Raw genomic sequence first — 25,652 nt, forward strand, 5'->3', positions numbered from 1 at the left:
AACGGATTTGCCGTGCTCGCGGCGCGGCCTACCGCCCCCACCGCGGCCGGGCGCGGCCGGATAACGTTGACGAGAACCGGAGATCCCGGTCCAACTGCTCGAGCGGAGGTATCCATGACCCGCATTGCGATCATCGGTGGCGGACCGGCCGGATACGAGGCCGCGTTGGTGGCCGCGCAGCACGGCGCCGAGGTCACGCTGATCGATTCCGACGGTATCGGCGGCGCCTGTGTGCTGTGGGATTGCGTGCCGTCGAAGACCTTCATCGCCTCGACCGGGGTGCGCACCGATCTGCGCCGCGCCCGCGATCTCGGCATCACCCTGGACCCGAGCCAGGCCACCGTCTCGCTGCCCGAGGTGCATTCCCGCGTCAAGGCGCTCGCCCTGGCTCAGTCCTCCGACATCCGCTCGAAATTGCAGACCGTCGGGGTGACGGTGCTGGCCGGGCGCGGGCAGTTGATCGATGGGGGTGCCGGCCTGGCCGCGCACCGGGTGCTCGCCACCCTCGCCGACGGCTCCGAGCAGGTCATCGAGGCCGAGGTCGTGTTGATCGCGACCGGCGCCAGCCCGCGGGTGCTGCCCGGCGCCGAACCCGACGGCGAGCGCATCCTGAACTGGCGTCAGCTCTACGACCTGACCGAACTGCCGGAGACCCTGGTGGTGGTCGGTTCGGGCGTCACCGGCGCCGAATTCGTCTCCGCCTACACCGAAATGGGCGTGCGGGTGAAGCTGGTGTCCAGCCGCGACCGGGTGCTGCCCGGCGAGGACGCCGACGCCGCGCTGGTGCTCGAGGACGCCTTGGCCGAGCGCGGTGTGGAACTGGTCAAGCACGCTCGCGCCGACGCCGTCGAGCGCACCGCCGACGGCATCGTGGTCAAGCTCGCCGACGGCCGCACCGTCTCCGGCTCGCACGCGCTGATGACCGTCGGCTCCACACCCAACACCGACGACCTCGGGCTGGAGCGTGTCGGCATCGAGCTCGACCGCGGATACCTGCGCGTCGACCGGGTCTCGCGCACCTCGGTGCCCGGCATCTACGCCGCGGGCGACTGCACCGGCCTGCTGCCGCTGGCTTCCGTGGCCGCCATGCAGGGACGCATCGCGATGTACCACGCGCTCGGCGAGGGCGTGAACCCGATCCGGCTCAAGACCGTTGCCTCCGCGGTATTCACGCGGCCGGAGATCGCGACCGTCGGCGTCAGCCAGACCGCCATCGACAACGGCGAGGTCCCGGCGCGCACGGTGATGCTGCCGCTGAACACCAATCCGCGCGCGAAGATGTCGGGGCTGCGGCGCGGCTTCGTCAAGATCTTCTGCCGTCCGGCCACCGGCGTGGTCATCGGCGGTGTCGTGGTGGCCCCGATCGCCTCCGAGCTGATCCTGCCGATCGCCCTTGCGGTACAGAACAATCTGACCGTCACCGACCTGGCGCAGACCTTCTCGGTGTATCCCTCACTGACCGGTTCGGTGACCGAGGCCGCGCGCCAGCTCATGCGCCACGACGATTTGGACTGAGCCGGGCGGTTCGCCCAGCGTGACGAGTGTTCCTGTGAGTGGGTAGGTTTCGTCACGTTGCCTGGGCGGGCCAGTTATGGTTCACTTCCGGCAGAGATGCGATCGATGGGTGGTCGTGTGGTTTGGTGTCGGGGGGATTTCCTTTCCTGACGCGAACGGCGGGCAGCCTGGGCTGTTGGCAGTCCGAGCGTCTCACCAAAGACAGCTGAGTGTGGTCGGTGCGACCGCACCCGGGAAAGGGATTGGGCGAAAAGTGAAACATCGTAAGCCGAGTCGGGCGCAGCGAGCGATGGCGAGTACTTCGTTGCCGCTGGCCACCGCGGCGGCCGTAGCCACTCTGTTCGCATCGCCGGCGGGGGCCGTTCCGAACGATCAGCCTGAAGCCCCGGCGCCGACGCAGGACGAGTCGCCGAGCCAGCCGGGTACCACGCAGCCGGAGCAGTCGCAGTCGCCGACGCAGCCGGGCGTCACCGATCCGGCCAAGCCGGAGAACCCGCAGGGCAACGCCACGCCGAGCCAGCCGGGTGTCACCACCCCGAACACCGACAACGACCAGAAGGACCCGAAGCTGGCCGCGCCGCGGCAGCCGGGTGTCACCGCGCCGCGCGTCGCGCCGCTGCCGGTGCCCGGTCAGAGCGGTCCGGTGCAGCCGGTCGTGGTGCCGGACCAGAAGCCGGGCGAGACCGACCCGAACCGTCCGGGCGTCATCGACCCGCGCACCGAGGGTGTCGTCACCCCCGAGGACGGCTCCGAGGCGCAGCCGGCCATCGATGGCGAGACCGCCGAGGCCATCCAGCCCGGCACCGAGTCGGAGACCCAGACCCTGGTGCAGCCGAGCTGGGAGGCCCCGCGCATCGAGGCCGCGCCCGCCGCGCCGGTCGTCGAGATGACGGGTCCGCACGCCGAGGTCGGCGCCACCATCGACGGTGGTTCGCTGCTGCCCGGCCACCTGGCCAACACCCACCACTTCACCAACGAGGCCGGCTACGTCGGCACCATCGGCTACAGCACGCCGACCGGTCGTGGTGACGCTGGCATCGCGTGGGAGTTCCTGGACGAGAACCACATCAAGGTGAACACCTTCACCGGTGGTGCGGGCCTGGCCGACAACAAGTTCGAGACCGTCCTCGACACCACCCAGCTCAATGCCGCCAAGGCCACCGTCGAGCAGTGGATCGCCCAGCAGCCGGGCGGCGCCGCCGCGCTCGAGGCCGCCGCGCAGGTTAAACTGCCGACTATCGTGCAACCGGGTGACATGGCCCCGCAGACGATCAATGTCGCTGGCGTCACCACCCAGTGGGGTGGTTCACTCCAGTACTGATATGTGCTGAATGGGCGTTGGGGCGGTCGTTCGCGGCCGCCCCACACGTGTGTTCCGGGGAAAGGATTGGGTGTGTCCGGCGACGGCGACAGCAAGGACAGCGGGTCCGGGGGATCGGACTTCGGCCCACCGGTAGGGGACTTCGGGCCACCGGTCGGCGGCGACTTCGGACCGCCGGTCGGCGCTTTCGGACCGCCCACCACCGGCGGACCCGGCTGGACCCCCGAACCCGCACCCGAGAAGCCCGGCCTGACCTGGCGTCCGGCCGGCGAGCCCGCGCCGGAGCCGCCCGCGAGCGTGCCGCCCCCGCCCGCGCAGTACCGGGCCCCGGACAGCACCACATTCCCGGACAATCCGCCGCGGCCGCCGCGCCCGGAACCCGCCGACGCCGGCGAGGACCGCACCGTCCGGATCTCCACCGACGACGACAGCAGCTGGTGGAATCAGCCGACCAAGTCCGGTGAGCCGCCGGCTCCTCCCGCCGAACCCGCCTCCGAGCCGGGCCTGTCCTGGGCCGATGACCCGATCGCCAAGCGACTGACCCCGCAATCGGTGACCGAGGCGCTGGCGCGTCCGGCCAAGCGGAAGCGGCCGCTCGGGCCGATCATCGCCGGGTCGGCTGCCGTGGTGGCCGTGCTGGTGGCGCTCACCGTGGTGATCATCATGATGACCGGCGACGATAGCGATGCCGAGACCGCGCAGGCGCCGACGACCGCCGCGGCGTTGAGCTGCCCGGCGAGCGAGGACGGCAATGTCACCGTCGGCAACGGGCCGGGCGATACTGCGAGCGGGGCCGGGGCCATTCTGGGGTATCAGCATGCGTTCTACTCCGCGCGTGATGGTGCGAAGGCCCGGAGCTTTGCGGCCGCGGACGCGAATGTGCTGCCTGCCGCTGATCTGCAAAAGGTCATCGATGAGGAGATCCCGAAGGGTACGACGTACTGCCTGCGCATCACCGAGCGGCAGCCGAACGTCTTCGACGTCGACCTGACCGATCACCGCCCCGACGGTCAAACGTTCGTGTACCGGCAGACCGTGCAGACCATCGACCAGAACGGCAAGCATCTGATCTTCGCCATCCTGGATCGCTGACCCGATCCCCCCACCCAGCTGCGATAGGAAATCGCTACCGCCCCAAGGGATTTCGTTCGAACGGGCTATTGCCGCGCCCGATGTCGTCGGGTACTGTTCGAGCTGACTCTAGGGAGGGAGTATTCAATGAAGAAATTCGCTGCTGGTCTCGTGCTCACGATCGGTGTGGTGGGGGTCGGTCCCGCGTTGGCGCCGTCCATCGCGGTTGCCGGTCCGTGCCAGCCGGGCGTCAGCAAGGACTGCCGGGACACCAAGAAGCGGCCGCCGTGCCAGCCTGGTGTCACCAAGGATTGCAAGGTCGCCACTCCGCGGCGGTAATCCGCGAACTAGTGAACGGCCCCATTCCGATGTCGGGATGGGGCCGTTTCGTTTTCTCTGCATCCCGAATGGTGTCTCAAATCATGGGATGACTATTTCACATCATGGTCGGCGGTATGCGACAGTGGAGCAGGCGCACCTCGCGTAATGTCTGGAGGTTCCATGTCGCAGCACCTTCCGCCGCTGGCCGGCCGCCTGACCGGCCTGACCAGCTCGGCCATCCGTGACCTGCTCAAACTCACCGCGCGCGCGGAGATCATCAGCCTCGCCGGTGGTCTGCCCGACGCCGCGCTGATGCCGGGTGAGCGGATCGCGGTAGCCGCCGACGCCGCGCTGCGCCAGGACGCCGCCCTGCAATACACCGAGTCGCCCGGCTGGGGTCCGCTGCGCGCGGTGCTCGCCGAACGGGAAAGCGCCCGGCTGGGCCGCGCCGTCCCAGTGGACGAGGTGTTCGTCACGCATGGTTCGCAGCAGGCGCTGTCGCTGCTGTCGGAGGTGCTGCTCGATCCCGGCGTGCTCGTCGTGGTGGAGGATCCGGCCTACGTCGGCGCGCTCCAAGTGTTCCGAGCGGCGGGCGCCCGGATCGTCGCGCTGCCGATGGACGGCGAGGGCATGCGGATGGATCTGCTGGGCGAACTGCTCGCCGGTGGTGAGCGCCCCGCCGTGGTCCACACCGTGAGCAACTTCCACAATCCGGGCGGGGTGACCATGAGCCCCGCGCGCCGGCAGGAACTGGCCGCGCTGGCGCAGCGCTACGGCTTCTGGGTAATCGAGGACGATCCCTACGGCGAGCTGTGGTTCGACCGGCCCGCGCCCGCCCCCGTCGCGACCTACGCGCCGAACGTGATCCGGCTGTCGAGCGCGTCCAAGATCCTCGCCCCGACGCTGCGGGTGGGCTGGATGGTCGCGCCGAACGCGGTGTGCCGGGCGGTCGAGCTGCTCAAACAGGGCGCCGACCTGTGCGGTTCGGCCCTGACCCAGCAGATCGCCGCCGATCTGCTCGGCGACACCGACTGGCTCACCACCCACATCGACACCGTGCGCGCCGCCTACGCCGAACGCGCGGGCGCCCTCGTCGGCGCGCTGCGCGAGCGCTTCGGGTCCAGGCTGACCTGCACCGACGCCGCCGGCGGCATGTTCGTCTGGGCCGACTTCACCGACGGCACCGACACCGGGACCCTGCTGGCGCACGCTCTCGACGCCGGCGTCGCCTACGTCCCCGGCCAGGCGTTCTCGGTGAGCACGCCCTATCCGCATTCGCTGCGCATGTGCTTCACCACCGGCGCACCGGACGCACTCGCCGAAGCGGTGGACCGGCTCGACCGCGCGGTCGCCGCGCAGGGTCAGGGTGCGGTCGCCCAGCGTTAGGGCGGCTCGCGCAGCATTCGGGCGCAGCGGGTAAGGGCCTCGCCGCGCAGGGGTCAGGGTGCGCAGCGCGAGGATGTCGCCGCGCAGCATCGGAACGCGACTGCCCAGCGTCGGGGCGCACAGCGCGAGGGCCTCACCGCAGAGGGGCATCGCCAGGGGTGCGGCCGCGCAGCGTCAGCGGCCGCCCCACCGTCCGCTTCAGCCGACCCAGTTGTAAGTGCGTTCGACCGCTTTGTTCCAGGCGTCGAGCCTGGCCTGCCGATCGTCGTCGCTCATCGTCGGCTCCCAGGTTTTGTCCGCCGCCCAGTTGTCCTGGATATCGTCGGTGCCTGCCCAGTAGCCGACTGCGAGGCCCGCGGCATAGGCGGCGCCGAGGGCGGTGGTCTCGTTGACGACCGGGCGCACCACCGGCACCCCGAGGATGTCGGCCTGGAACTGCATGAGCAGTTCGTTGTTCACCATTCCGCCGTCGACCTTCAAGGTGGTCAATTCCAGTCGCAGCTGCTGGGATTCGGCGTCCGCGCGCATGGCATCGGTCACCTCGCGGGTCTGGAACGCGGTGGATTCCAGGACCGCCCTGGCCAAGTGGGCCTTGTTGACGAATCGAGTCAGCCCGGCGATGACGCCGCGCGCGTCCGGCCGCCAGCGCGGGGCGAACAAACCGGAGAACGCGGGCACGATGTAGGCGCCGCCGTTGTCGTCGACGCTGCGCGCGAGCGGTTCGATCTCGGCGGCCGAGGAGATGATGCCGAGGTTGTCGCGCAACCATTGCACGAGTGAGCCGGTGACGGCGATCGAGCCTTCGAGCGCGTAGACCGGGGCCTGTTCGCCGAGGCGGTAGCAGACGGTGGTGAGCAGTCCGTGCTTGCTGAACACCGGGGTGGTGCCGGTATTGAGCAGCATGAAATTGCCGGTGCCGTAGGTGTTCTTGGCGTCGCCGGGCGACAGGCAGGCCTGCCCGAAGGTGGCGGCCTGCTGGTCGCCGAGGATGCCGGCCACCGGAACCCCGGCCAGCGGGCCCGCGGTGATCTCCGCGTACACCTCCGAGGAGCTGCGGATCTGCGGCAGCATCGCGGTAGGGATGCCGAATTCGGCGCAGATCTGGCCGTCCCATTGCAGGGTGCGCAGGTCCATCAGCATGGTGCGCGAGGCATTGGTGACGTCGGTCAGGTGCTGTCCGGTGAGATTCCACAGCACCCAGCTGTCGACGGTGCCGAAGCACAGATCGCCGGCCTCGGCGCGCTCGCGGGCGCCGTCGACGTTGTCGAGGATCCAGCGCAGCTTCGGACCGGCGAAATAGGTCGACAGCGGCAGACCGGTGCGGTCCTGATACCTGGTACGCCCGACCTCGCCGGCCAGTTCGGTGCACAGCGCTTCGGTGCGGGTGTCTTGCCAGACGATGGCGTTGTGGATCGGCTTGCCGGTGCTGCGGTCCCAGACCACGGTGGTTTCGCGCTGATTGGTCACGCCCACCGCGGCGATATCGGCGGCGGTGATCCCGGTGGCCGTCAGTGCTTCGCCGAGCACCTGTTCGGTGTTGTGCCAGATCGCCTCGGCGTCGTGTTCGACCCATCCCGGCCGCGGGAACAGCTGTTCGTGCTCGCGTTGCGCGATGCCCGCGACGCGCCCCGAGCGGTCGAAAACGATGCACCGACTCGACGTCGTTCCTTGATCGATGGCGGCCACATAGCGTCGCATTGGAGCAGGTTACCGGAACCGGCGGCCGGTCACGGCCCGCTCGCGGCATCCAGGACCGCAGGCGCGCAAGGGCGTCGCACGCGGGCGAGGAGGGTGCGGCGATAGGGTGTAGCGGAAGCTCGAACGCGCCCGATCACAGACCATAACGTCGACCTCCGACGCTTGCGTCGGTTGGAGGAGCCGAGCATGACCAAGAAGCCCGATTCGCAGTTCCTCGGTCCGCAGCAGCGGCTGGACGCCTGGTCCCGGCTGGGTAAGGACCACTTCGACGTGGTTGTCGTCGGTGGCGGTGTGGTGGGCGCGGGCATCGCCCTCGATGCCGCGACCCGCGGGCTGCGGGTGGCGCTGGTGGAGGCGCGCGATCTGGCGTCCGGGACGTCGAGCCGGTCGTCGAAGATGTTCCACGGCGGGCTGCGGTATCTGGAGCAGCTCGAGTTCGGGCTGGTCCGGGAGGCGCTGGCCGAACGTGAGCTATCGATGTCGACGCTGGCGCCGCATCTGGTCAAGCCGCTGCGGTTCCTCTACCCGCTCACCCACCGGGTCTGGGAGCGGCCTTACGTCGCGTCGGGGCTGCTGCTCTACGACACCATGGGTGGCGCGAAATCGGTTCCCGGGCAACGGCATCTGAGCAGGCACGGCGCGCTGCGGCTGGCGCCGGGCTTGCGCCGCGATTCGATGATCGGCGGAATCAGCTACTACGACACCGTCGTCGACGATGCCCGCCACACCATGACCGTGGCCCGCACCGCCGCCCACTACGGTGCGGTGATTCGCACCTCGACGCAGGTGGTCGGCTTTCTGCGGGAGGCCGACCGGGTGGTCGGGGTGAAGCTGCGCGACAGCGAGGACGGACGCACCACCGAGACCCGCGCGCATGTGGTGATCAACGCGACCGGCGTCTGGACCGATGAGATCCAGGCGCTGTCGCATCAGCGCGGGCGCTTCCATGTGCGGGCGTCCAAGGGCGTGCACATCGTGGTGCCGCGCGACCGGATCGTCAGCGACGCGGCGATCATTCTGCGCACCGCGACGTCGGTGTTGTTCGTGATTCCCTGGGGCAGCCACTGGATCATCGGCACCACCGACACCGACTGGAATCTGGACCTGGCGCATCCGGCGGCGACCAAGGCCGATATCGATTACCTGCTCGAGCACGTCAATCGGGTGCTGGTCACCCCGCTCACCCACGACGACATCGACGGTGTGTACGCCGGACTGCGGCCACTGCTGGCCGGGGAGAGCGACGAGACCTCCAAGCTCTCCCGCGAGCATGCCGTAGCCCGGATCGCGCCCGGCCTGGTGGCCATCGCGGGCGGCAAATACACCACCTATCGGGTGATGGCCTACGACGCCGTCGACGAGGCGGCCCAGGACATTCCGGCCCGGGTCTCGCCCTCGATCACCGAGAAGGTGCCGCTGCTCGGCGCCGACGGTTACTTCGCGCTGGTCAATCAGACCGTGCAGCTGGCCGAGGCCTACGGCGTGCATCCGTATCGGATCAAGCATCTGCTCGACCGCTACGGCTCGCTCATCGACGAGGTGATGGCCATGGCCGAAGGCAAACCCGAACTGCTGCAACCGCTGACCGACGCACCGTCCTACCTCCAGGTGGAGGTGGTTTACGCGGCCGCCGCCGAGGGCGCGCTGCACCTGGACGACATCCTGGCCCGGCGCACCCGCATCTCCATCGAGTACTCCCATCGCGGCGCGGACTGCGCCGAGCAGGTCGCCCGGCTGGTCGCGCCGGTGCTCGGCTGGGACGATGACGACGTCGACCGGGAGGTGGGCCTGTATCTGGCCCGGGTCGACGCCGAAATCCGTTCCCAGGCCGAGCCCGACGACGAATGCGCCGACGCCTTGCGGGTGGCCGCACCGGAGCCACGGCCGGAGATCCTGGAGCCGGTTCCGCTGGATCGGTGAGTGTCCGGATCAGACTGCCGCGGCCTGAAGTGCGCGCAGTTCACCGGCGTGATGGGCGCTGAAGGTGCGGACCTCGTCGCCGTGGCCGGCGACCAGCTCGCGCAGCCGCTGCTGGTTGTCGATGCGGGCCTGGGCGATGGTCTGCACCGAGCGCTCGAAGAGGGTGATGCCGAGCGGCTGAGACGGTCGCGCCGAATCGAGAATGCCGGGATGGAAATACGAGTCGCCGGCACTGAGTAGCCAGCCGTTGCCGGTATCGATGGCGACACCCGCGTGGCCACGGGTGTGGCCGGCCAGCGGGACCAGCAGGATCTCCGGCGGGACGCCGGGCAGCTCGCGTACCGCCTCGAAGCCGAACCACGGCTCGCCGAATTCGCCGTGCACCTCCCACTTCGGGCCGTGCGCGAACTGGATATCGCGGTAGCGGAAGCGTTCGCGCGGACCGTGTTTGCCCTCGAGGGCCCGCATCTCCTCGGCGTAGACGTGCACCCGCGCCTGCGGGAAGTCGGCCAGACCGCCGGCGTGGTCGAGGTCGAGATGGGTCAGCACGATATCGCGCACGTCCTCACGCCGGTATCCGAGCCGCTCGATCTGCCCGACCGCGGTGGATGCGAGGTCGAGGACGGGGTTGGTCAGCTGCAGAAATTCGCGGCCGAGCCATTCGTTCGGGCGGCGCACCGCTTGTTCGCCGATGCCGGTTTCCACCAGCAGCAGGCCTCGGTCGTGCTCGATGAGCACGCAGTGGCAGACCATCTCGCCGCGGTGCAGCAGGCCGCCGGAGCCGGTCAGTAGGCGGCCGCCGAGGGGCCGCATGGTTCCGCCGTCGAGGTGATGGATTTTCATCGGGACAACTCCTGCTCGAGAAGGGTGCGAAGGTGGTCGGCGACCGCGCGCAGGGGCGCGATATCGCGGCGGGTCTTGGCCAGTAGCAGCGCGCCTTCGACCATGGCGAGCGCGATGGTTGACAGGTGTTCGGTGCGTTCGGCGGCGACGCCCTTGGCGCGCAGGTACTGCGCGAGGGTTTCCCGCCAGGATTCGAAGCCGTCGGCACAGGCGGTGCGGATCGGTTCGCTGCCGGCTGCGTCCAGCGCCACCGAGGCCAGCGGGCAGGCGCGTTCGTAACCGGATTCGGTGAGGTTGGTGACCAGCAGGTCGATCACGGCATCGATATCGCCGTGCGCGAGCGCCGCGGCCAGAGCGTCGTTCAGTTGCCTGCTCGCCTGGGCGAGTGCTTCGGCGGCGAGTTGTTCCTTGCCGCCGGGGAAGTGGAAATACAGCGAGCCCTTGGGCGCTCCGCCCGCGGTGACCAGCTGGTTGAGCCCAGTGGCGTGGTAGCCCTGGGTGTGGAACAGGTCGGCGGCGGCGTCGATGAAACGCTGCCGGGAGTCCGTGCGTGCAGTCACGAGAGTGACGGTACGCGAACTATGACGACCGGTCTAGTGGGAGATCGAGAATCGTTCGATCTGTGGTGTGGGTGGGGCGGGAGCCGGTGGTGCGATCGGAGTGCTGGCGGGGCCACTGGCATGCAGCAGGAGATAGCTGAACAGGACTGTCGCCAGGATGGCGAGCACGGTGGTCAGCACGCGGCCGGCGATGGCGGCCAGGCGCTGCCGCGTCGTCGGTGCCCGCATGAATGCTCGCTTTCGATCGGTCGGCGAAATCGACTACTGCCGACCATGTCGTGCGAACTCGTTGAAACATTAGCAATTGAATGGCAAATCACATGGCGGGCGCGGGCTGGCAGCGCGGGCAGAAGTAGATGCCGCGCTCGCGCCGCGAGACCCGGTCCGACGCCGGTGCGGTCTCGCCGAGTAGATCCACCACGATCGTGGTGCCACACCGCTGGCAGGGCATCCGATTCCGGCCGTAGACCAGCGGACGCCGCGGCGGTTGCTCGGCAGCCGTGGTGAGCACCCGGTGCGCTTCGTTGACCAGGGCGAGCAGGTCCGGCACGGCCGCGACCGGGGTGGCCGGATGCACCCGGCGCAGGAAGCACACCTCGCTGCGGTAGATATTGCCGATGCCGGCCAGATTGCGCTGATCGAGCAGTGCGATGCCGATGGGTTCGTCCGGATGGCGTGACAGCCGCTCGACCGCAACGGCCGGATCCCAGTTCGGGCCGAGCAGGTCCGGCCCGAGATGCTCGATCGCGCGCTGCTCCTCGGCTCGGCGCAGGACCTCCACCAGACCGAGGGAGAAGCCGACCGCCTCGACCTCGTCGGTGGCCAGCACCAGCCGCGCCGCCACCCGCGGTTTGGTCCAGCGCTGCCCGCAGTGGAACACCCGCCAGCTGCCCTCCATCTTCAGGTGGGTGTGGATGCTGACGGTGTCGGTGCGGATGAACAGGTGCTTGCCGTAGCTGCCGACGCTGTCCACGGCCTGTCCGCGCAGGTCGACCGTGGCATAGCGGGGCACGCGGAAGTCGCTGCGGGTCAATACCTGTCCGGCCAGTGCGGCGCGCAGTCGTTGCGCGGTGCGGTAGACGGTGTCACCTTCGGGCATCGCCCGCTCCGGTGGCCGGGGACCTCACGGGCGTCCTCGTAGCCGCAGGCCGCGCGGCGTGGCGGCGAAACCGGCGTCGGTGAGGAAGGTGGCGAAGGTGTTGCCGTGCACCGATTCACCGTCGACCCGGTCGATCACCAGCGAGTCGACCCGGCGTTCGTGCACCAGGGCAGCCAGCGCGTGCGTCGCCTGCTGCCGGGCGGCCGGATCCTCGGTGAAGGTGAGCAGCGTCTTGCCGCCGCGTTCCAGGTACAGCACCAGATCGCCGTCGACCAGCACGACCAGCGCGCCTGCCTTGCGGCCGGGCCGGTGCCCGGATTCGCCGTCGCCCTTGGGCCACGGTAGCGCCGCGCCGTAGGGGTTGGCCGGATCGCAGGCGGCCAGGGCGAGCGCCGCGCTCTCGACTCGGTTGCCGCCGCGATCGGTGTCGAAGGAGCGCAGCCGGTCGACCACGTCGGTGGTGGAGAACTGGGCGCCGCCGAGCGAGTCGATGAAATAGCCACGACGGCACCGGCCACGGTCCTCGAACTCGGTGAGCACCCGGTACATCAGCGCGAAACCGCCCGGCACGCCTTCGCCCTGCACCGAGCCCCTGGTCAGGACGCCGTAGCGCTCCAGGAGCAGGTCGGCGGTGGCATGGGCGCGGATCGTGTTGTCGGACAGCCGGTCCGGCAGCAGCGACCAGCGGCCCGCGACCGTCGGCGGGCCCGAGCGGGTCGGTAGTGATTGGCGCGGGAGGTAGGCCCGGCCGCGCGGGGTGCGGCGGGGGGAACGGTGCGCGGTGGGGGTTCTGGTGGAGCCGGCCAGGCGCGCGCGGACCGGAGCGAAGGTGTCGCCGGAGACGAGACCGGCCCACACCAGCTCCCACAGGGCGTCGGCGACGGCCGCGTCGTCGAGCAGGCCGGTGGAGTCGGAGAGCTGGCGGAAGAAGTAGGCGCCGCCGCCGTGCAGTGCCGGCGGGACGCGCATGACGCCCGGCTGGTCGAGCGGTTTCGGTGCTGCCCCTGGTTCAGCGGCGTCGAGGTCTACTGGCGCGGGGACGCCGGGCGTCCATGCCGGCAGCTGGGCGCCCAGCGCGGTGAGCAGGCGCAGGTGGGTTTCGGTGAGTTCGATGTCATCGGCCGGCGGCAGGGTGATCGGGGCCTGGTCGGCCAGGTGCAGTGCGATCCAGCCGTCCTTGGCGTTGATGGCGCCGTGGCCGGACCAGCGCACCTCGCCAGTGGCCATGAGTTCGTCCAGCATGGCGGCGGAGTAGTCGCGTACTCGGGCGGGCAGCACCAGCGACTCCAGCGCGGACGCCGGAATCGGCACGCCCGCAAGCTGTTCCACCACCGCCGCCACGCCGTCGATGCCGCGCAGCTCACCGGTGCCCAGATGCTGCCAGGCCGGCAGGAAGCGGCCGAAGGTGGCGGTGGAGACCGGTTCCACCTCATGCCGTGCGGCGGCCAGACTGCGGCGGCGCAGGCGGCGCAGCACCTGCGCATCGCACCATTCCGAACCCGATGCGGCGGGCGTGAATTCGCCCTCGACCACGCGTTTCTCGGCCGCCAGCCGATGCAGCGCGCCCGCGGCGACCGCGGTGCCGAGACCGAACCGGGAGGCCACCGCTTCGACCCCGAACGGGCCGTGCGTGCGGGCATAACGCGCCACGAGGTCACCGAGCGGGTCGGCGACGGGCTCGATGAACGCCGCCGGGGTGCCGATGGGCAGCGGGACGCCGAGCGCATCACGCAGCCGGGCGGCGTCCTCCACGGGCGCCCACCAGGTGCGGCCTGCGAAGGAGACCTCCAAGGCGCGCCGGGCCTGCACCAGCTCGGCGAACCACGGCGTGGGGTCTTCGCGGCAGCGGTCGGCGGCCTCGGCGGCGGTGAGCGGGCCGAGTAGTCGCAGCAGATCGGCCAGGCCCTCGGCGTCGCGGGCCAGGCGTTCGGGGGTGAGCCGTTGCAGCTCGCGTTCGGTCTGCTCGATGACGGCGGCGTCGAGCAGTTCCCGCAGCTCCACCCGGCCGAGCAGTTCCGCCAGCAGGCTCGAATCCAGCGACAACGCCGCCGCCCGCCGTTCGGCCAGCGGGCTGTCGCCGTCGTACATGAACTGGCCGATGTAGTCGAACAGCAAGGCGTTGGCGAACGGTGACGGCGTCGCGGTTTCCACCTCGATCAACCGCACCTGCCGCCGCGCCACCCGGCCGAGCAGCTCGCTCAGCGCGGGCAGATCGTAGACATCGCGCAGGCATTCGCGCACCGTCTCCAACAGGATCGGGAAATCCGGGAACTTGCGCGCCACATCCAGCAGCTGCGCCGAGCGCTGACGCTGCTGCCACAGCGGCGCTCGTTTGCCGGGATCGCGGCGCGGCAGCAGCAGGGCGCGGGCGGCGCACTCCCGGAACCGGGATGCGAACAGCGCCGAGCCGCCGACCTGTTCGGTGACGATCTCGTCGATCTCATCGGGTTCGAAGGCGAACAATTCGGCGCCGGGCGGATCGTCGGTGGTATCGGGCAGCCGCACCACGATGCCGTCGTCGGAGGCGTTCGGCGCGGCGTCGACCCCGAATCGTTCCCGCAGCCGCGCGCCGACCGCCAGCGCCCACGGCGCGTGCACCGGCAGCCCGTAGGGGGAGTGCAGTACCAGCCGCCAGTCGCCGAGCTCGTCGCGGAACCGTTCCACGATCAGCGTGCGATCGGTCGGCAGACGGCCGGTCGCGGCGCGTTGATCATCCAGCAGCGCAACCAGATTGGTGGTGGCGTTCGTGTCCAAGCCTGCTGCGCCGACCAGCTCGGCGAGGCCGTCGCTCGTCTGAACAGGGGATGCCGTGTCCTGAGCGCGCGAGTCCGCTTCGCCTCGCGCGCCTGATCGAGCCCCGCTCTTACCGGCCGTGCCATCCGAATCGGTGCGCTCGGATCGAGTACCGCGACTACCTCCGCCCGGCCGCGCACGCTCGGATTCCTGTCCCGCCCGCCGGATGAATTCCCCCAGCGCCGCGCCCAATTCGGCGGGCCGCCCGAGACCGTCGCCATGCCAGAACGGCAAACGTCCAGGCAACCCGAACGCCGGCGTCACCAGCACCCGGTCGAAGGTGATCTCCTCGATCCGCCAGCTGGTCGCACCGAGCGCGAAGACATCGCCCACCCGCGATTCGTAGACCATCTCCTCGTCCAGTTCGCCGACGCGAGAGGCCTTTTCGCCCACCATGTACACCGCGAACATGCCGCGATCGGGAATGGCGCCGCCGGAGGTCACCGCCAGCCGCTGGGCGCCGGGCCGGCCGGTCAGCGTGCCCGCGTCGCGATCCCACACCACCCGCGGTCGCAGTTCGGCGAATTCGTCGGACGGATACCGCCCGGACAGCAGGTCGAGCACCGACTCGTAGGCCGAACGCGGCAGCGACGCATAGCTTCCGGTACTGCGGACCACCTCGAACCAGGCGTCGACGTCGACCGGTTCGAGCGCGCACACCGCGACCGTCTGCTGGGCCAGGATGTCGAGCGGATGCGCCGGAATCTGGATGGCCTCGATCTGGCCGGTGGTCATGCGCTGGGCGGCGACCGCGCAATGGATGACGTCGGTGCGGTGCTTGGGAAACAGCACCCCGCGCGAGATCTCGCCGACCTGATGCCCGGCCCGGCCGATCCGTTGCAGCCCGCTGGCCACCGATGGCGGCGCCTCCACCTGGACTACCAGGTCCACCGCGCCCATATCGATGCCGAGTTCGAGGCTGCTGGTGGCGACCACACAGCGCAGCCGCCCGCTCTTGAGATCGTCTTCGATCAGCGCCCGCTGTTCCTTGCTGACCGAGCCGTGATGCGCGCGCGCCAGCAGCGGCGCCGCGCCGTGCACCACCTCGGTGGACGCGCCCAACTGCGCGGGCGGCGCATGCTCGGTCTCGACCGGATCGCCCGCGCGTTCGGCGAAGGTCTCGTTCAGCCGGGCGGTGAGCCGTTCGGCCAGTCTGCGCGAATTGGCGAACACGATCGACGACCGGTGCGCCAGCACCAGATCCACGATCGCCTCGTCCACATGGGGCCAGATCGATCCGGGCTGCTCCGATTCGCCGGGCTCGGTCATATCCGCGATCGGCACCCGCACCGACAGATCGAAGGTCTTCGGCGCGGGCGGGGAGACGATGGTCAGCGGTGCGCTGCCGACCAGGAAGCGACCCACCTCCTCGGGCGGGCGCACGGTGGCCGACAAGCCGATCCGCTGCACCGGGCGTTCGGTGAGCAGGTCGAGCCGGGCCAGCGACAACGCCAGATGCGAGCCGCGTTTGGAGCCGGCGATGGCGTGCACTTCGTCCACGATCACCGTGCGCACCGTCCGCAGCGTCTCCCGGGCGGCCGAGGTGAGCATGAGAAACAGCGATTCCGGCGTGGTGATGAGAATGTCCGGCGGGGTGCGCTGCATGGACCGGCGTTCGCTCGCGCTGGTGTCACCGGAGCGCACGCCGACACTGATGTGCGGCGGATCGAGCCCGAGCCGTTTCGCGGTCTGGGTGATGCCGACCAGCGGAGCGCGCAGATTGCGTTCCACGTCGACGGCGAGGGCCTTCAACGGCGAGACGTACAGCACCGTGGTGCCCGGCTCGTCCGATTTCTCGCCGCTCGCGAGCCGGTCGATGGCCCACAGGAACGCCGACAGCGTCTTGCCCGACCCGGTCGGCGCGATGACCAGCGTGTGTTCTCCCGCCGCGATGGCACGCCACGCACCGAGCTGGGCGTCGGTCGGCGCGGGGAAAGCGCCGTCGAACCACTCCCGGGTCGCGGTGGAGAACTCGGTCATGAGATCAGTGTGCACCCGGGCACCGACACGAACGCCGCGACCAGCGCCGTCACCCGTATCGTCGGGCTGTGCCCGGCGTGCTGAAACTCGACCTGATCGGCCACGGCATCACCGAGGCCGTGCGCCGCGCCCGCTTCCCCGACGACGAACCGCTCACGGAAGCCGGTCGCAACGCCCTCGGCCCGTACCGCCCACCCACCGGCGCGCAGGTACTCATCGCCCCCGAACGCCGTGCCCTCGACACCGCGCAGGCGCTGGGACTGTCCGGGCGGACGGAACCGGCCCTGCGCGATCTCGACGCCGGCGACTGGCGGGGTCGCGAACTCGCCGCGCTCGCACCCGACGAGGCACACGCCTGGCTCACGAACCCCGAGTTCCGCGGGCACGGCGGGGAGTCGATCAGCGATGTCGTCGACCGGGTCCGCGGCTGGCTGCTCGCTGTCGCCGACGGTGGCCGATCCACGGTCGCCATCACGCACCCGGTGGTCATCCGGGCCGCGCTGCTGGTGGCCCTCGAGGCCCCGGCCGCGTCGTTCTGGCGGCTCGACGTGGCCCCGGGACAGCCGGTCCGGCTGCATCACCGTGGCGCCTGGACGCTGCGATTGGGCCACTGAACTGCGCGTTCACCCATAGGGGCGGCGGTGGCGAGTACCAATTCGGCCATGGTCTGCCGGACGTCTCGTGGATCGGGTCGGCGCCCGCTAGTGTCTGAGAACATGAGTAACAACAACAGGCCACAACGCCGTGGCCTGGCCATCGGCTGCGGTGGCACGCTGGGGTTCGCCTGGATCGTGGCCGCGCTCGACTCGGTGAGTGCGGCGCTGGACTGGGATCCGCGCACCGCCGACGTCATGATCGGCACCTCGGCCGGCGCCGAGATGGTCACCATGCTCGGCAGCGGCATCGGCGTGGACGAACTGGTATCGATGCAGCGTGAGACCACCACGCACCCGGTGCTGGCAGCCCATCTGCGCGACGAACCCGACCGCTTCCCACCGCTGCCGCGCCTGCGCTGGCAGCCGTCGCGCCTCGCGCTGCGCGGCCCGGCCTCCGGGCAGCGCCTGCTGACCGCCGGTAGCACCCTGCTCCCGGTCGGCGGCGGTGACGCGAGCTGGTTACAGCGCCTCGCCGACGGCCTGGCCGACGAGCGGAATTGGGTGTCACATCCGGCTGCCTGGCTGGTGGGCATGGACGCGGCCACCGGCGAGCGCGTCCCGTTCGGCGCTCCCCACGCGCCCGCCGCCGCACTCGGGGCGGCCCTGTGCGCTTCCTGGGCGATTCCCGGCTGGTTCCCGCCGGTGACGATCGACGGCCGCCGCTTCGTCGACGGCGGCGCAGGCTCCACTGCCTCGGTGGACCTGCTCGCCGGGCAGCAGCTGGACGAGGTGATCGTGCTCGCCCCGATGGCCTCGGTCGAGCCCGTCCGCGCCGCCGGTCTCGGGCATCTGCTCGAACGTCAACTGCGCGACCGGATGAGCGCACAACTCGCCATCGAGATCGAGACCCTGCGGGCCGCGGGTACCCGGGTGCTGGCGCTCGGCGCGACCGCCGAGGACCTCGCGGTGATGGGCCCCAACTTCATGGACGGCAGGCGTCGCCGCTCCACCTTCGAGCACAGTCTGCGCAGCACCCGCCGCGCGCTCGAGCACGCCGCGCTGGTCTGAGCCGACACCCCGGGAGGCCCGTGCGGCGCCTCCCCACCGACCCGGGCGCAGCGCCCGACAGAACTTCGAGGAGCACGACAATGGGAATTCTCGGCCACGGATACCCCGGTATCGACCTCGCCGACGCGACCGTGCTGATCACCGGCGCCGGGCGCGGCATCGGCCAGGCCACCGCGGAACTGTTCGCCACCAAGGGATCCGACGTGGTGATCGCCGATGTGGACCTGCCCGCGGCCGAGGCGGCGGCGGCCTCGATCGGCGCGCGCGCCGTCGGCCTCGATGTGCGGTCGCGGGCCGGCTGGGACGCCGTCGTCGCCGAGATCGGTGCGGTGGACATCCTGGTCAACAACGCGGGCGTGATGCCGGCCGGCGCCTTCCTCGACGAACCCGACGAGGTCGGCCACGCCACCATGGACATCAACGTCTGGGGCCTGATCCACGGCATGCGCGCGGTCGTGCCCGGCATGATCGAGCGCGGGCGCGGCCATGTGGTCAATGTGGCCTCGCTGGCGGGCAAGGTCCCCGTGCCGGGTCTGGCGGTGTACAACGCCAGCAAGTTCGCCGCCGTCGGGCTCTCGGCCGCCACCCGGCTGGAATTCGCCGAACACGGTGTCAGCGTGAGCGCGGTGCTGCCGTCGGCGGTGCGGACCCGCCTGTCCTCGGGCCTGACCCTCGGCCGCGGCATGCCGACCGTCGACCCCGCCGACGTGGCCGCCGCGATCGTGGCGACCTGCCGCACCCGCCGCGCCGAAGTCGCCGTACCCAACTACCTCGGCCCGATCGATATCGCACTCGCGGCGGCACCGGAGCGCGCGGTCCGCTTGGTGCGCAACCTCTTCGACGGCAACCGCGCCCTGCATCCGGCCGACGAGCGGACCCGAGCGGCCTACGAGGAGCAGGTGCGTTCGATCACCTGAGCGGGCTCAGCCGAATTCGATGCCCTGCGCCAGCGGCAGGTCATCGGAGTAGTTGACGGTATTGGTGGCGCGGCGCATATAGGCCTTCCAGGCATCGGACCCGGATTCGCGCCCGCCACCGGTCTGCTTCTCCCCGCCGAACGCGCCACCGATCTCCGCGCCGGAGGTGCCGATATTGACATTGGCGATGCCGCAGTCGGAGCCGTCGGCGGCCAGGAACCGTTCGGCCTCGCGCTGATCGGTGGTGAACACCGACGACGAAAGCCCTTGCGGCACCGCGTTGTGCAGCTCGATGGCGGTGTCGAAATCGTGGTAGGTCAGCACGTACAGGATCGGTGCGAAGGTCTCCTCGCGCACGATCGCCGTCTGCGCGGGCATCCGGATGATCGCCGGCTGCACGTAGTAGGCGTCGTCGCCGAAGCCGTCCACTCTCTCACCGCCGCAGATCAATTCGCCGCCATCGGCCAGCGCGCGGTCGATGGCTGTCGTCATCGCCGCATAGCCGCGCCGGTCGATCAGCGGGCCGACCAGCACGCCGGGTTCGAGCGGATTGCCTACGCGCAGTTGCAGATACGCGCTCTCCAACCGATCCAGCAGCGGTCCCGCGACGTCGGCGTGCACGATCAGCCGCCGCAAGGTGGTGCAACGTTGGCCCGCGGTGCCCGCCGCCGCGAAGACGATGCCGCGCGCGGCCAGCTCCAGATCCGCCGACTCGGTCACGATGGCGGCATTGTTGCCGCCGAGTTCCAGCAGGCAACGCCCCAGCCGGGCCGCCACCCGCGGCGCGACCGTGCGGCCCATCCGCACCGAACCCGTCGCGCTCAGCAACGCCACCCGCTCGTCGTCGACGAGCCGTTCCCCGGCCTCGGCGCCGCCCAGGATCAGTTGATGGATCTGCGGATCGGCGCCGGCGTCGGCCGCGGCCCGGCGCAGCAGCGTATGGCAGGCCAGCCCGGTCAACGGCGTGGTCTCCGAGGGCTTCCACACCACCGTGTCGCCGCACACCAGCGCGATCGCGGTATTCCAGGCCCACACCGCGACCGGGAAGTTGAACGCCGAGATCACCCCGACCACGCCCAGCGGATGCCAGGTCTCCATCAGCCGGTGCCCGGGCCGCTCCGACGGCATCGTCCGACCGTAGAGCTGCCGCGACAACCCGACGGCGAACTCGCAGACATCGATCATCTCCTGCACCTCGCCCACCGCCTCGGCGCCGATCTTGCCCGCCTCCAGCGTCACCAGCTCGCCCAGCTGCTCCTTGTGCGCGCGCAACAGTTCGGCCAGCCTGCGCACCACCGCCGCGCGCACCGGGGCGGGCACCGTGCGCCAACTCTGAAACGCGGTGGCGGCCCGATCGATCGCCGCGCCGACGTCATCGGGGGAGTCCGGACGCAGGGTGGCCAGCTGCCCGCCGGTGATCGGGGTGCGGGCCACCAGGGTGCCGGGCGGGGGAAGTTCGGCGCCGAGCGCGTCGAGCAATGCCTCGGCGCGGGCCGGCAGCATCCGGGTGGAGTGCTCCCCGACGAGATGAGGCTTCCGGTGCTCGGGTCCGCTGGGCTTGCGGTGCTCCGCTTCGGTGGTCATCTGGTCCTCCGCTTCGACGTCGGTGGCCGGACCTTATGGGGTGCCGGTCGCGGAATGAACGATTACAAGTTTTCTGCGCGGGCCGCGTTGGCTGCGTTAGCCTTCGCTGATGGCGGAAACACCGGCAAAGCCCGTTCTCGACGATATCGATCGGCTACTGATTCGCGAGCTGATGGCCGACGGCCGGGCCACCCTGTCGAACCTGGCCGAAAAGGCCAGCCTGTCGGTGTCGGCGGTGCAATCGCGGGTGCGCAGGCTGGAAGCACGCGGCGTGATCCGCGGCTACTCCGCGAAGGTCGATCCCGAGGCGCTGGGACATCTGCTGTCGGCATTCGTCGCGATCACTCCTCTCGACCCGTCCCAACCCGACGACGCGCCCGCATTGTTGCAGCAGATCCCGGGTATCGAGGCCTGCCACTCGGTGGCCGGCGACGAGAGTTACGTGCTGCTGGTGCGGGTGGCCTCGCCCCGGCATCTCGAGCAGCTGCTCCAGGAGATCCGGGCGACCGCCAATGTCCGGACGCGAAGCACCATCATCTTGCAGACATTCTACGACAGGTAGCCTTTGACCGGAGTTTCTCCGTTTCGTTGTAGAGATTTCGCTAAATCTTTCGTACCCTGCGGATGTGACCATCGAACTGGAGCGCACCCGCTCGGATGGTGACGAGGAATCGGTCACCACCGCATCCCGAGTACACGAGATCTTGTCGGCGAGCATCCTCGCCGATGGCTTCGAGCTGGTTCTGGACCTGCGCCGATCGCAGGGCCGCCACCTCGTCGACGAACGCGACGGCACCGTCTACCTGGACATGTTCGGCTTCTTCGCCTCCAACGCCCTCGGCATGAATCATCCGGCGCTCGCCGGTGACGAGGCGTTCGTCGCGGAATTGGCCACCGCCGCACTCAACAAGCCCAGCAACTCCGACATCTACACCGTCGCCATGGCCCGCTTCGTGCAGACCTTCGTGCGGGTGCTCGGCGATCCCCGGCTGCCGCACCTGTTCTTCATCGACGGCGGCGGCCTCGCCGTGGAGAACGCGCTCAAGGTGGCCTTCGACTGGAAGAGCAGGCACAACGAAAGCCACGGCCGGTCACCGCGTCTGGGCACCCAGGTGATGCACCTGACCGGCGCCTTCCACGGCCGCACCGGCTACACGCTGTCGCTGACCAACACCGATCCGGTCAAAACCGCCCGCTTCCCGGTCTTCGAGTGGCCGCGCATCGACGCGCCGTACCTGGGTGAGGGACGCGATATCGCGGCCGCGGAACAGCTGGCACTCGACCAGGCGGCCCGCGCCTTCGCCGAGAACCCGCACGATATCGCGTGTTTCATCGCCGAACCGATCCAGGGCGAGGGCGGCGACCGCCATCTGCGCCCGGAATTCCTCGCCGCCATGCAGCAGCTGTGCCACGACAACGACGCGCTGTTCGTGCTCGACGAGGTGCAGACCGGCGTCGGGATGACCGGAACGACCTGGGCCTACCAGCAATTGGGGTTGACACCGGACGTGGTGGCCTTCGGCAAGAAGACCCAGGTCTGCGGCGTGATGGCGGGCGGGCGCGTCGACGAGGTGAGCGACAACGTGTTCGCGGTGAGTTCCCGGTTGAATTCGACCTGGGGCGGCAATCTCACCGATATGGTGCGCACTCGACGCATCCTCGAGGTGATCGAACGCGATGGCCTCGTCGACCGGGCCCGGCTGCTCGGGGTGCATCTGCTGGACGGGCTCACCGAGCTGGCGCAGCGGCATCCCACCGTCACCGAACCGCGCGGCCGTGGGCTGATGTGCGCGATCACCCTGCCCGACACCCGCTTCCGCGACGACGTGCTCACCCAGCTGCGCGAACGCGAGCATGTGCTGCTGCTCGGCACCGGCGAGCGAGGCATCCGATTCCGTCCGCCGCTGACGGTCACCACCGAAGAACTCGACGCCGCGGTGACCGCGCTGGACCGGGTGCTCACCGATCTGCCCTGAGCGCTCACCGCGGTTTCCCGCCGTTACGGCGCGGACAGCTGCGCTACCGGGTGGCTATCCCTATGCTTCGCAGCCATGTCCTCCCGTCAGCACCACATTTCAGCGCCGGTATCCGGCGTGCGCGGTCAGTGTTCGGAGGCTGCGACGCGGAACCTGCGGCGACGCCGGGCCTCGCTGGTCGCCTCGCTAGCGGTGGTCGCGGCCGTCGCCGGCTGCACCACCAGCGAGGCCGGCTCGGTCCAGCACACCGACAGTGCCACCGGAACCACCACCTCCGCGCCGCCACCACCCCATCTGGCGAACCTGCTACCCGGCATGCCGCCGCCGCTGTCGGAGACCGACGTGTACGCGGCCAACCGGGAACTCGATCCCTCGGTCGCCGATCACCGTCCGCTCGTCTACGTGCCCAACAGCGAATCCAACACCGTCACCGTCATCGACCAGGCCACCTTCCAGGTGGTCGACACCTTCTCCTCGGGCGGGCAGGAACCCCAGCACGTGGTCCCGTCCTACGACATGCAGACCCTCTACGCCACCAATGATCTGCCCATCGGCGGCGGCAGCCTGCTGCCCATCGACCCGCGTACCGGTAAGCCGGGCGAGCCGATTCCGGTGCGCGACCCGTACAACATGTACTACACCCCGGACGGTAAGTTCGCCCTGGTCGTGGCCGAGGCGGACAAGTCGCTCGACTTCTACGATCCGAAGACCTGGCAGAAGGTGCACGGCGTCCCGGTACCCGACTGCGCGGGCGTCGACCATATGGACTTCACCGCCGACGGCCGCTTCGCCCTGGCCAGCTGCGAATTCATCGGGCGGATGCTGGTTTTCGACGTCGCCGAACGCAAGCCGATCAGGACCATCGATCTGCCCGGCGGACGCTCCGGCAAACCGCAGGACGTGAAGCTCTCACCGGACGGCAAGCAGTTCTTCGTCGCCGATATGGTGGCCAACGGCATCTACGTCTTCGACGCTCTCACCTTCGAGAACACCGGTTTCGTGCCGACGGGCCATGGTGCGCACGGGCTCTACATCACCCGCGACTCCAAGCAGATGATCATCACCAACCGGCACGAGGGCAGCATCTCGGTGTGGGACTTCGCCGAGGACAAGCTGGTGCACAAGTGGTATCTGCCAGGCGGCGGCAGCCCCGATATGGGCAATATCTCCGCCGACGGCCGCGTCTTCTGGGTGTCGGGCCGCCACCACGGCGAGGTCTACGCCATCGACATCATCGACTGGAAACTCCTGGCCCGCATACCCGTCGGGAAGGGCGCGCACGGGCTGACGGTGTGGCCACAGCCGGGGCGGTACTCCACCGGGCATACCGGGGTCATGCGCTGACGCCGGCGCGCCGGGTCAGTCCGCTCGGCGCGGGGTGAGCCCGAGTGCGCCCTCGGTGAATCGCAGGACCGCCGTCATCCCGGCCTCCAGAGCCTCGTCATAGCCCGGCCGGGACCAGCCGGCGATCTCGGCGGAATGGCCCTCGCCGGGCGTGACGCCGACCTCGGCGACGAGTTCGGCGGTCGTCGGTTCGCACACCGCCCAGGAGTAATGGGTTTCCTCGTCCCACTGGGCGGTGCGGCGGGCCACGTAGCCGGGATCGGTGATGCCGCCCTCGGCCAGGGCCGGACGGTCGTCGATGCGGTCGTCGGCGCGCAGGGCGCGCAGGTACCAGGAGCCCGCGTTGATCTCGATCGGTTCCATCAGCTCTCCTCGGTCTCGGGTGCCCGGCGGTGCGTCGGCCATGGTCCGCGCCAACGCGGCCGCCCGCCGGTGCAAGGTTAGTCGCGCGACTCGGCCGGCGATTGCTCGGCAGCCGCGCCGTCGGATGCGCTACCGCTGGACCGCGCGACTCGGCCGGCTGCGGCTCGCCAAGCCACTGGCGCTTTCGGCTACCGCTCGGCGAAATGGTGCATGTCCGGGCCGGGAATGCGCATCCGATCGACGCGACTGTGCCGCGAGGCGCTCTCAGCGGACCCTTCGATGCGCGGCCGGCAGGTCAGCTGCGGTCGCGCGGTGCGACGACCTCGCCCAGCGCGTCGTGTGCCGCCCGCCGCCCGATCTCCAGCGCCCGCGCCAGCAGATCCGTATCCCGGGCCGCGCTGTCGACGGCGGGCGAACCCGCGGGCGGATGAATCTGCAGAACGGCGTCGCCGAGACCGGCCAAAACCCGGTCTTCCACCGACTGCTGCTGCGGACGCTCCAACCAGGCCCGGTACGCACCGGGCGCGCGGACCCGCAGATAGGAACCGCCGACCACCGAATGCACCCGTGACGCGGGTGGGCGTCGCTCGTCCACCCGACGGGTCCGCAGCACCAGCGCATGCGTCGCACCCGACCGCAGCGCGGTGCGGATCGGCACGGTTTCGGCGAGCCCGCCGTCGAGGTACTGCCCATCGCCGAGGGCGACCGGCGGCCCGGCCAGGATCGGCAGCCCCGCCGAGGCTCGCAGCGCGGTCATGAGGGTGCGCTTGTCCACGATGTGCCGGTTCAGGTCGACCGCGAGCCCGGTGCGCACATCGGTGGCCACCGGATGGAAGGTGGTGGGATTGGCCAGGATCGCCGGGAAATCCATCGGCTCGATCCCGTCGTAGACCTGATGCACCAGATACCGCAGATCGAAGGCCGGGCGCCCGCGCAACAGCCGGGCGGGATCGATCGCGCGGCGCATGATCGCCGGATCGGTCCACGACCGCATCCCCGGCTCGGCCCGCCCGCACAGCAACCAGGCGCCATTGATCGCGCCGGCCGACGTGCCGTACACGGCGTCGAACACCGCCGACAATCCCAGCTGCTCGAGCCCGTGCACCATGCCGCTGGAATACACCCCGCGGCTACCCCCGCCCTCCACGACGAGCACCAGCCGATGCCCATCGGCGCGGCTACCGGACTCGACGCGGCCACGAATGACCTCCGCGACGGCGGGAACAGAGCTGGTCACGCGACCACAATACTGTGTCTTTTGGCCGCGGGCCGCGAACGGGGCTCCTCGAGGTCGCCC

General features: G+C 70.0%; 21 protein-coding genes. 12 read left to right on the forward strand and 9 right to left on the reverse strand.

The features are described 5' to 3' along the window. Window positions 1-114: 114 nt before the first annotated feature. The 5 genes from NOCYR_RS05205 (at window position 115) to NOCYR_RS05225 (ending at window position 5,614) form a co-directional block, all read left to right on the forward strand. A complete protein-coding gene (locus tag NOCYR_RS05205) occupies window positions 115-1,515 on the forward strand; it encodes an NAD(P)H-quinone dehydrogenase (protein WP_014349307.1) in 1,401 nt (466 codons plus the stop codon). A 289-nt stretch (window positions 1,516-1,804) separates the two neighbouring features. Beyond that, complete coding sequence (locus NOCYR_RS05210; RefSeq protein WP_048832884.1) at window positions 1,805-2,836, forward strand: hypothetical protein; 1,032 nt, start codon at window positions 1,805-1,807, stop codon at window positions 2,834-2,836. Between the two features lie 72 nt (window positions 2,837-2,908). Continuing rightward, on the forward strand, window positions 2,909-3,928 hold the full coding sequence (locus NOCYR_RS05215; RefSeq protein WP_014349309.1) for a hypothetical protein: 1,020 nt from the start codon (window positions 2,909-2,911) through the stop codon (window positions 3,926-3,928). A 126-nt stretch (window positions 3,929-4,054) separates the two neighbouring features. Next, entirely contained in the window at window positions 4,055-4,246 is a 192-nt protein-coding gene (locus tag NOCYR_RS05220; protein ID WP_014349310.1) for a hypothetical protein, read from the forward strand. Window positions 4,247-4,408: 162 nt separating this feature from the next. Continuing rightward, window positions 4,409-5,614 carry a PLP-dependent aminotransferase family protein gene (locus NOCYR_RS05225; RefSeq protein WP_014349311.1) on the forward strand — a complete coding sequence of 402 codons (1,206 nt, stop codon included), beginning with the start codon at window positions 4,409-4,411 and terminating at the stop codon, window positions 5,612-5,614. 198 nt (window positions 5,615-5,812) lie between these two features. Here NOCYR_RS05225 and glpK read toward each other — a convergent pair whose 3' ends face one another. Next, complete coding sequence (glpK, locus tag NOCYR_RS05230) at window positions 5,813-7,312, reverse strand: glycerol kinase GlpK (RefSeq protein ID WP_014349312.1); 1,500 nt, start codon at window positions 7,310-7,312, stop codon at window positions 5,813-5,815. Between the two features lie 186 nt (window positions 7,313-7,498). Between glpK and glpD the strand changes: the two genes are divergently transcribed. Next, entirely contained in the window at window positions 7,499-9,232 is a 1,734-nt protein-coding gene (gene glpD, locus NOCYR_RS05235; RefSeq protein WP_014349313.1) for a glycerol-3-phosphate dehydrogenase, read from the forward strand. Between the two features lie 9 nt (window positions 9,233-9,241). Here glpD and NOCYR_RS05240 read toward each other — a convergent pair whose 3' ends face one another. The 5 genes from NOCYR_RS05240 to NOCYR_RS05260 all read right to left on the reverse strand — a co-directional run bounded on the left by NOCYR_RS05240 (window position 9,242) and on the right by NOCYR_RS05260 (window position 16,507). After that, window positions 9,242-10,075: an MBL fold metallo-hydrolase gene (locus tag NOCYR_RS05240; RefSeq protein ID WP_014349314.1), complete on the reverse strand. Its 834-nt coding sequence runs from the start codon at window positions 10,073-10,075 to the stop codon at window positions 9,242-9,244. Beyond that, a complete protein-coding gene (locus tag NOCYR_RS05245) occupies window positions 10,072-10,635 on the reverse strand; it encodes a TetR/AcrR family transcriptional regulator (RefSeq protein ID WP_014349315.1) in 564 nt (187 codons plus the stop codon). Before NOCYR_RS05245 ends, NOCYR_RS05240 begins: the two co-directional genes overlap by 4 nt. A 33-nt stretch (window positions 10,636-10,668) precedes the next feature. Then, the gene (locus NOCYR_RS05250; protein ID WP_014349316.1) at window positions 10,669-10,863 is read right to left on the reverse strand and encodes a hypothetical protein; all 195 of its coding nucleotides are present in this window, start codon (window positions 10,861-10,863) and stop codon (window positions 10,669-10,671) included. A gap of 88 nt (window positions 10,864-10,951) precedes the next feature. Further along, window positions 10,952-11,734 carry a DNA-formamidopyrimidine glycosylase family protein gene (locus tag NOCYR_RS05255; RefSeq protein ID WP_014349317.1) on the reverse strand — a complete coding sequence of 261 codons (783 nt, stop codon included), beginning with the start codon at window positions 11,732-11,734 and terminating at the stop codon, window positions 10,952-10,954. A gap of 24 nt (window positions 11,735-11,758) precedes the next feature. Next, window positions 11,759-16,507: an ATP-dependent helicase gene (locus tag NOCYR_RS05260; protein WP_014349318.1), complete on the reverse strand. Its 4,749-nt coding sequence runs from the start codon at window positions 16,505-16,507 to the stop codon at window positions 11,759-11,761. 68 nt (window positions 16,508-16,575) lie between these two features. On the opposite strand from NOCYR_RS05260, the gene NOCYR_RS05265 reads away from it, so the two are divergent. The 3 genes from NOCYR_RS05265 to NOCYR_RS05275 all read left to right on the forward strand — a co-directional run bounded on the left by NOCYR_RS05265 (window position 16,576) and on the right by NOCYR_RS05275 (window position 19,088). Further along, window positions 16,576-17,121: a histidine phosphatase family protein gene (locus NOCYR_RS05265; RefSeq protein ID WP_014349319.1), complete on the forward strand. Its 546-nt coding sequence runs from the start codon at window positions 16,576-16,578 to the stop codon at window positions 17,119-17,121. A 102-nt stretch (window positions 17,122-17,223) separates the two neighbouring features. Continuing rightward, on the forward strand, window positions 17,224-18,171 hold the full coding sequence (locus NOCYR_RS05270; RefSeq protein WP_014349320.1) for a patatin-like phospholipase family protein: 948 nt from the start codon (window positions 17,224-17,226) through the stop codon (window positions 18,169-18,171). Between the two features lie 80 nt (window positions 18,172-18,251). Further along, window positions 18,252-19,088, forward strand: coding sequence for an SDR family oxidoreductase (locus NOCYR_RS05275; RefSeq protein WP_014349321.1), 837 nt, complete (start codon window positions 18,252-18,254; stop codon window positions 19,086-19,088). Window positions 19,089-19,094: 6 nt separating this feature from the next. Here the strand turns inward: NOCYR_RS05275 and NOCYR_RS05280 are convergent, their stop codons facing one another. Next, the gene (locus tag NOCYR_RS05280) at window positions 19,095-20,591 is read right to left on the reverse strand and encodes an aldehyde dehydrogenase family protein (protein ID WP_048833925.1); all 1,497 of its coding nucleotides are present in this window, start codon (window positions 20,589-20,591) and stop codon (window positions 19,095-19,097) included. Between the two features lie 190 nt (window positions 20,592-20,781). Here NOCYR_RS05280 and NOCYR_RS05285 point away from each other — a divergent pair, with 190 nt between their 5' ends. From NOCYR_RS05285 to NOCYR_RS05295, 3 genes are all read left to right on the forward strand, one after another. Further along, window positions 20,782-21,234 (forward strand): Lrp/AsnC family transcriptional regulator, encoded by a 453-nt coding sequence (locus NOCYR_RS05285; RefSeq protein ID WP_014349323.1) that lies wholly within the window; start codon window positions 20,782-20,784, stop codon window positions 21,232-21,234. A gap of 64 nt (window positions 21,235-21,298) precedes the next feature. After that, window positions 21,299-22,648 carry an L-lysine 6-transaminase gene (gene lat, locus NOCYR_RS05290; protein ID WP_014349324.1) on the forward strand — a complete coding sequence of 450 codons (1,350 nt, stop codon included), beginning with the start codon at window positions 21,299-21,301 and terminating at the stop codon, window positions 22,646-22,648. Window positions 22,649-22,723: 75 nt separating this feature from the next. Continuing rightward, window positions 22,724-23,992: a beta-propeller fold lactonase family protein gene (locus NOCYR_RS05295; RefSeq protein WP_148280536.1), complete on the forward strand. Its 1,269-nt coding sequence runs from the start codon at window positions 22,724-22,726 to the stop codon at window positions 23,990-23,992. A 15-nt stretch (window positions 23,993-24,007) separates the two neighbouring features. Here the strand turns inward: NOCYR_RS05295 and NOCYR_RS05300 are convergent, their stop codons facing one another. Together NOCYR_RS05300 and NOCYR_RS05305 are read right to left on the reverse strand one after the other, a co-directional pair. After that, window positions 24,008-24,355, reverse strand: coding sequence for a hypothetical protein (locus tag NOCYR_RS05300; RefSeq protein ID WP_014349326.1), 348 nt, complete (start codon window positions 24,353-24,355; stop codon window positions 24,008-24,010). Between the two features lie 295 nt (window positions 24,356-24,650). Continuing rightward, the gene (locus tag NOCYR_RS05305; RefSeq protein ID WP_014349327.1) at window positions 24,651-25,592 is read right to left on the reverse strand and encodes a patatin-like phospholipase family protein; all 942 of its coding nucleotides are present in this window, start codon (window positions 25,590-25,592) and stop codon (window positions 24,651-24,653) included. Between the last annotated feature and the right edge of the window lie 60 nt (window positions 25,593-25,652).

This window comes from Nocardia cyriacigeorgica GUH-2, from assembly GCF_000284035.1.
GTDB classification, from domain to species: Bacteria; Actinomycetota; Actinomycetes; order Mycobacteriales; family Mycobacteriaceae; genus Nocardia; species Nocardia cyriacigeorgica_B.